This is a genomic window from Prescottella defluvii (genome assembly GCF_000738775.1).
In the GTDB taxonomy this organism is placed as follows: Bacteria; Actinomycetota; Actinomycetes; order Mycobacteriales; family Mycobacteriaceae; genus Prescottella; species Prescottella defluvii.
The window spans coordinates 113,637-119,711 of the sequence record NZ_JPOC01000057.1; the positions used below are offsets into that span (position 1 = coordinate 113,637).

Annotated in this window: 8 protein-coding genes; 3 read left to right on the top strand and 5 right to left on the bottom strand. The window is 67.7% G+C overall.

Annotated features, from left to right (window positions below; all coding sequences use genetic code 11):
* Positions 1–4 precede the first annotated feature (4 nt).
* Genes IJ15_RS0119870 through IJ15_RS0119880 form a run of 3 tightly spaced genes read right to left on the bottom strand, consistent with a single transcriptional unit; the run spans position 5 to position 2,356 of the window.
* Positions 5–511, bottom strand: coding sequence for a DUF2505 domain-containing protein (locus IJ15_RS0119870; RefSeq protein WP_031940093.1), 507 nt, complete (start codon positions 509–511; stop codon positions 5–7).
* A 22-nt stretch (positions 512–533) separates the two neighbouring features.
* Positions 534–1,160 (bottom strand): response regulator, encoded by a 627-nt coding sequence (locus tag IJ15_RS0119875; protein ID WP_031940094.1) that lies wholly within the window; start codon positions 1,158–1,160, stop codon positions 534–536.
* Complete coding sequence (locus tag IJ15_RS0119880) at positions 1,157–2,356, bottom strand: sensor histidine kinase (protein WP_051919253.1); 1,200 nt, start codon at positions 2,354–2,356, stop codon at positions 1,157–1,159. The genes IJ15_RS0119875 and IJ15_RS0119880 overlap by 4 nt, the downstream gene beginning before the upstream one ends.
* Positions 2,357–2,483: 127 nt before the next feature.
* On the opposite strand from IJ15_RS0119880, the gene IJ15_RS0119885 reads away from it, so the two are divergent.
* Both IJ15_RS0119885 and IJ15_RS0119890 read left to right on the top strand, forming a co-directional pair.
* Positions 2,484–3,551 (top strand): ABC transporter permease, encoded by a 1,068-nt coding sequence (locus tag IJ15_RS0119885; protein ID WP_031940096.1) that lies wholly within the window; start codon positions 2,484–2,486, stop codon positions 3,549–3,551.
* Positions 3,552–3,585: 34 nt separating this feature from the next.
* Positions 3,586–4,284 carry an ABC transporter ATP-binding protein gene (locus tag IJ15_RS0119890; RefSeq protein WP_031940097.1) on the top strand — a complete coding sequence of 233 codons (699 nt, stop codon included), beginning with the start codon at positions 3,586–3,588 and terminating at the stop codon, positions 4,282–4,284.
* On the opposite strand, the gene IJ15_RS0119895 is transcribed toward IJ15_RS0119890, so the two are convergent.
* Positions 4,268–5,107, bottom strand: coding sequence for an SDR family oxidoreductase (locus IJ15_RS0119895; RefSeq protein WP_031940098.1), 840 nt, complete (start codon positions 5,105–5,107; stop codon positions 4,268–4,270). The genes IJ15_RS0119890 and IJ15_RS0119895 overlap by 17 nt on opposite strands.
* 126 nt (positions 5,108–5,233) lie before the next feature.
* On the bottom strand, positions 5,234–5,377 hold the full coding sequence (locus IJ15_RS26485) for a hypothetical protein (protein WP_197059872.1): 144 nt from the start codon (positions 5,375–5,377) through the stop codon (positions 5,234–5,236).
* Positions 5,378–5,610: 233 nt separating this feature from the next.
* Here IJ15_RS26485 and IJ15_RS0119905 point away from each other — a divergent pair, with 233 nt between their 5' ends.
* Entirely contained in the window at positions 5,611–6,027 is a 417-nt protein-coding gene (locus IJ15_RS0119905) for a helix-turn-helix domain-containing protein (RefSeq protein WP_031940099.1), read from the top strand.
* The last annotated feature ends 48 nt before the right edge of the window (positions 6,028–6,075 follow it).

The following is a 6,075-nucleotide window of genomic DNA, read 5'->3' on the forward strand; positions in this document are numbered from 1 at the left end:
CCGGTCAGCGTCCGTCGAGACGCCGGTGCGCCTCCGCTCGGTCCCGCTCGACCATCTGCGACACCATCTGCCGCACCAGGAGTTCGATCTGGCCGCCCACCAGCGGGATTCGCACCGTGGCGGTGCCGCGGACCTCCAGCACCGATCCGCGCTCGTCCGGGCGGAGGACGTACTCGCCGTCGATCGTGACGGGAATGCCGGTGGCCGATCCCTCGAGCGTCCCGGACGCTCGCCCCTCGTGGACCGCGCGCCACGTATCGATCCGGCGCATCCGCATCTCACCGCGAACGACCTTGCGTACCAGCGCCGGCAACCTGTCGGTGTCGGCCGTCTCGGTCATCGTCACCGTCACGAGCGCAGACCCGTCGGCATCGGACGCCCGGTCGACCCGTACCGATCCGTGCGACTGCGGCGGCATCCGCGCACGCCAGTAGTCCTCGTCGGTCAGGAGCGCATGGACCCGGTCGACGGGATGATCGAAATCGGCCGAGAACTCGAATCGCTTCGGCATCCTGCCGACGCTACCGGAGAGCTCAGGTGATCAGGCCGCGTTCGCGAGCCGCCGCCACCGCGGCCGTGCGACTGTCGACCTCGAGTTTCGTGAACGCATGAACCAGGTGCGATTTCACCGTCGCCTCACTGACGAACAACACTTTCGCAATTGCACGATTCGACAGCCCCTGGGCCACGAGTGACAGCACCTCGATCTCCCGCGCGCTCAGGTCCGCACGCGGTTGCTGCATCCGCCGGTAGAGCCGCTGGGCCACCTCGGGATCGAGCACCGTCTCGCCGCGCGCCGCCGCGAACACCGAGTCGATCAGCACGTGCGGGGCGGTGTCCTTGAGCAGGTACCCGGCGGCACCGGCCTCCACCGCCCGCAGGATGTCGGCGTCGGTGTCGTACGTCGTGAGCACCACAACCCGCGGCGGATCGGGGCGTGCGACGATCTCGGCGGTCGCGCGAGCGCCGTCCATCCCCGCACCGAGCCGCAGATCCATCAGCACCACATCGGGTTTCGCACTCTCGACCAACTCCAGCGCGTCCTCGCCCGAAGCTGCTTCCGCCACCACCTCGACATCCTCGTGCGACGCGAGCAGCGCGCGCAGCCCCGCACGGACCACCGGGTGATCGTCGACCAGCAGTACCCGCACGGCACTCACAGGGGACGCCCGACCGGAAGTGTTGCAGCAACGGCAGTTCCGTCGCCCGGAGCCGATTCGACCACCAATGTTCCTCCCAACAACGCAAGACGCTCACGCATCGCCCGCAGCCCGAACCCGCCGGCCTCGCGCTCGTCGAAGCCGATGCCGTCGTCGACGATGTCGAGACGCACTTCATCGGCAGCGTACGTCAGTGTCAGCCGCACCCGCTCGGCCTGCGAGTGCAGGCGCACGTTCGCCAGAGCGCTCTGTCCTACCCGCAACAGCGCCACGTCGTAGTCCATCGGGAGCGGAACGGGATCGCCGTCCGTGAACAGTGCTCCGGCGATGCCGGTGTGCTGTTCGAGCTGCTCCAACTGTCGGCGCAGCGCCGACTCCAACGGCGCGGACTCGAGATCCGACGGTCGCAGCGCGTCCACCACCCGGCGTGCCTCCACCAGGTTCTGCTGCGCCGTGTCGGCGATCTGCGTGAACGTCGGAGCCGAATCGGTGCCCCGCAGCCCCGCACGGGCCAGGAGCAGGATCGACGAGAAGCCCTGCGCCAGAGTGTCGTGGATGTCGCGGGCCAGACGTGAGCGCTCTGCGACGGCTCCGGACTCACGCTGCAGCGCGACCAACTCGTCCTGCGCGTCGAGCAGTTCACGGTGCGCGTCGGTCAGCTCGTCGACCAACCGCTGGCGCTGCGCCGACTCCCGAACCAACTGTTGATAGACGATCGCCATGCCCGCGGCCACCGCCGAACCGAAGATCGGACCGAGGACGGACGCCATCGTGTTGTCGTCGCCGTGCCACAGACTCGCGGCGATCGAGACCGCCGTGAGCGCCACGGTCGTCGCCAGCGCCACCGGCACCGACAGCAAGTGGAAGCACAGGAAGAACAGTGCGAAGACGAGCCACACGAAATTGGGGTTCGACGCCACCAGCGCGAGCCATCCCGCCACCAGGACGGCCAGCCACACCTGCCCCGACGAACGCTGCACCAGGCGGCTGCGGCGGACGAACCACACGCCGCCGACATACCAGGCGAGTTCGGCGAACGCGAGAACCAGCACCCAGGCCTCGTGCGCACCCTGCTCCACGACGACCCGGCCGACACCCACCGACAGCAGGAGAACGAACAGAACGTGCGCGCCGATCTGCATCGCGCGCAACACCGGTGCGACGCCGCCGGCGTGGGACGCGTCAGAGGAATCCATTTCACTTACGCTAACACCGCCAGACCCCCCACAGCCTCGGCGAACCGTGAGTCCAACTTTCGATGGACCGGCGAACTCAACCGACGCGCGATGCCCCACCCACCCCTCTCGGGCCAGGCTGGATGGCATGTTCCTCAGTATTCGAGATCTCCGATTCGCCAAGGGCCGATTCACGTTGATGAGTTCGGCCCTGTTCCTGATCTCGCTGATGGTTGTGATGCTGTCGGGGCTCACCGCGGGACTGGGCAACCAATCGATCGCCGCGGTCAAGCACATCGGCGCGGACAACTTCGCGTTCGGTGAGCCCGCCGAAGGGCAGTCCCTGTCGTTCGGGGAATCCACCGTGTCCGAACAGCAGCGCGATGCGCTCGCCGCTACGTCCGGTGTCGACGAGGCCGTCGTCATCGGTATCGCTCCGGTCCGGATCTCCGCGGACGGCCGGGAGGTCGCCGCTTCCGCCTTCGGCCTGGACGGACGCTCGTTCGCCGCTCCCGCACCCCTCGATTCCGGCTCGGTCGCGATCGACACCGATCTTGCGAAGGAGAACGGCTGGGACGTCGGCAGCCGGATCACCATCGGCACCGACACCCTGACCGTCACCGCTCTGGTCGACGACTCGTTCTACAGCCACCAGCCCGTCGTGTGGATGAACCACGACGTCTGGACCGGCCTGCCCGCCGCCGGCGGCAGCGACGGCACCGTGATCGCGATGCGCACCTCCGGCGGATTCGACGCCGGCAGCGCCGCGGCCGCCACCGGCACCTCGATCACCGACGAGGGCGGCGCCCTGAACGCGATCGGCTCCTACACGTCCGAGCGCGGATCGCTGCTGATGATGCAGGCCATGCTGATGACCGTCAGCGCCCTCGTCGTCGGCGCCTTCTTCACCGTCTGGACCATCCAGCGCAGCCAGGACCTCGCCATCCTCAAGGCCGTCGGCGCGTCCACGAAGTACCTGCTCAAGGACGCACTCGGGCAGTCGCTGATCGTCCTGACGCTCGGCGCGGGCCTCGGCACCCTGGCAGCCCTGGGGCTGGGCGCGATCGCATCGAAGGTCGTCCCGTTCACACTCACCCTCTCCGGCACGCTCGTCCCCTTCGCCGCCCTGATCGTGATGGGCATGATCGGCGCCGCCGCGGCTCTGGCCCGGATCGTCTCGATCGACCCGCAGACCGCCCTCGCGAACGCGCGTTGAGCCCGACGTCCGACCGATCCCGAAAGGACCTCACATGAGCATCTCGCTCCGCAACGTCGTACTGACCTACCCCGACGGTGACACCCGTCTGCGCGCCCTCGACGATGTCGACCTGGCGGTGGACCGCGGTGAACTGGTCGCGGTCACCGGCCCCTCCGGATCCGGCAAGTCGAGCCTCCTCGCGGTGGCCGGACTGCTGACGACCCCCGAGTCGGGCACCGTGACAGTCGACGGCACCGACGTCACGGGCCTCGATCGCGCGGCGCGCACCGACATGCGACGCGAGAAGCTCGGCTTCGTGTTCCAGCAGTCGAACCTGCTGCCGTCGCTCACCGCGACGGAGCAGTTGCAGATGATCACTCATCTGAGCGGCGGCACGGTGCGCGACAGCCGCAAGCGGGCCCGCGAGCTGCTGTGCAGCCTGGGACTCGAGGGCCAGCTCGACCGACGCCCGAACCAACTCTCCGGTGGCCAGCGCCAGCGCGTCGCGATCGCCCGATCACTCGTGAACGACCCGGCGGTCCTGCTGGTCGACGAGCCGACCTCGGCACTGGACGAGGAACGCAGCCGTGAGATCGTCGCGCTGCTGGCCCACCTGAGCCGTGAACGGTCCGTCGCGACGGTGATGGTGACGCACGATCTCAGCCAACTGGACCTGGTGGACGCCGCGTACGAGATGCACAGCGGGGCACTGCGGCCCCGCGCCGCGAAGATCGCTACAGCAGCTTACTGAACTGGTCGTTGGCCTTCTGCATCACGAACTCGTACGGCGGCGCGAACTTTCGTGCCCACCAGTAGCCGAAGCGGATGTCGTTCGACGTGTACACCAGGTACCGGTTCTTCACGATCCCGGCAAGGATGCAGTCGGCCACCTTCTCCGGTGAGACCGCCCGCTTCTCGAACCGGTGGGTGAGCTTCTTGATCCGCGGGTCGTCGCGGTCCACACCCGCGATCTGCACGGTGCCCACCAGCGGGGTCTTGACCCCGCCGGGCACCACCAGGCTGACGCCGATGCCGTGCCGCGCGAGATCGAACCTCAGCACCTCGGACACTCCGCGCAGACCGAACTTGCTGGCGCTGTAGGCCGCGTGCCACGGCAGCGCCAGCAGGCCGGCGGCGGACGACACGTTGACGAGATGTCCGCCGCGCCCGGCCGCGATCATCGGCGGCAGGAACCGCTCGATGATGTGGATCGGTCCCATCAGGTTCACGTCGACCATCGACTTCCAGTGCCGATGCTCGAGATTCTCGACCGTGCCCCAGGCCGAGATGCCGGCGACGTTCATCACGATGTCGAGGCTGCCGACCTGCTCGTGGATCTCGTCCGCGAAGGCGGTGACCGCGGCGAAATCGGAGACGTCCACTGCCCGCGAATACCTGACGGTGCCGCGGGACGACGCGCAGCGCTCGACGGTCGCCGCCAGCCCGGCCTCGTCGATGTCGGTGAGGAACAGTTCCGCGCCCGCCGCGGCCGCGGCCAGAGCGGTGGCCCGACCGATTCCGCTGGCCGCCCCCGTGATCAGGCACTTCTTTCCGTCGAGCGTCTTGATCGCCATTGCCTGCGTTCCCCCGCCTCCGCCGATCGGTCCAGGTCCGGTCCGTGTCGGCAGTGTACGTGGGACATGCCGAATCGGCGCCGGACATTCCGCCGCGCCGATTCGGGCAGGTTCGATCGGTCCTCGTCAGAGGCGCTGTGCCATCTCGTCCTGGTAGTCGCGGATGGTCTTCTCGATCCCCTTCGCGTCGTCGGGACGACCGTGGCTGCGGGCCTCGTCGGCCCGGTCGCGCAGCACACGAATCGCCCTGCGCAATTCGTTGTCGCTCATTCTGCGGTCCATGCCTCCCAGTTTCCCCGTGCGCGCCCCCGTTTTCCAGATGCCACGGATGGACGGTAGCGATTCGAGACCGAACGGTTGGACGTGAGCTACCACAAGGTTATTCGTAGACCTACGAGTTGTTCCACTGTCCCGGACGGCGCCGTGGTGACAGCTGTCGAACGATTGATCAATCAGAATCTTCGAGCTACCCGCCGGTTATCTCCGATGTTAGGATCGTCGCGATGTCTGACTTCGCCGCACGGCTCAACAAGCTCTTCGACACCGTCCATCCACCGGGCCGGAAGCCGCATACCAATGCGGAGGTGGCGAACGCCCTCATCGCGGACGGCCACAAGATTTCCAAGCCGTACATCTCGCAGCTGCGCTCCGGCCAGCGGAGCAACCCCTCCGACGAGACCGTCGCCGCCTTCGCCAAGTTCTTCAAGGTGAAGCCGGCCTACTTCTTCAACGACATCTACGCCTCGAAGGTCGACCACGACCTCGAACTCGTCACCCGACTCGAGGGCTACGGTCTGCGCCGGCTCGCAACCCGGGCGTTCGATCTGTCCGAGGAATCACAGACGCTGCTGACGACGCTCGCCGAGAAGCTGCGGGCGGCGGAAGGACTGCCCGAGATCCCACCGGACGCATCGCGCTGACAGGGCCCGCACTGCAACCAGGACCCCGAACACGCAAGAGGCCCCCTC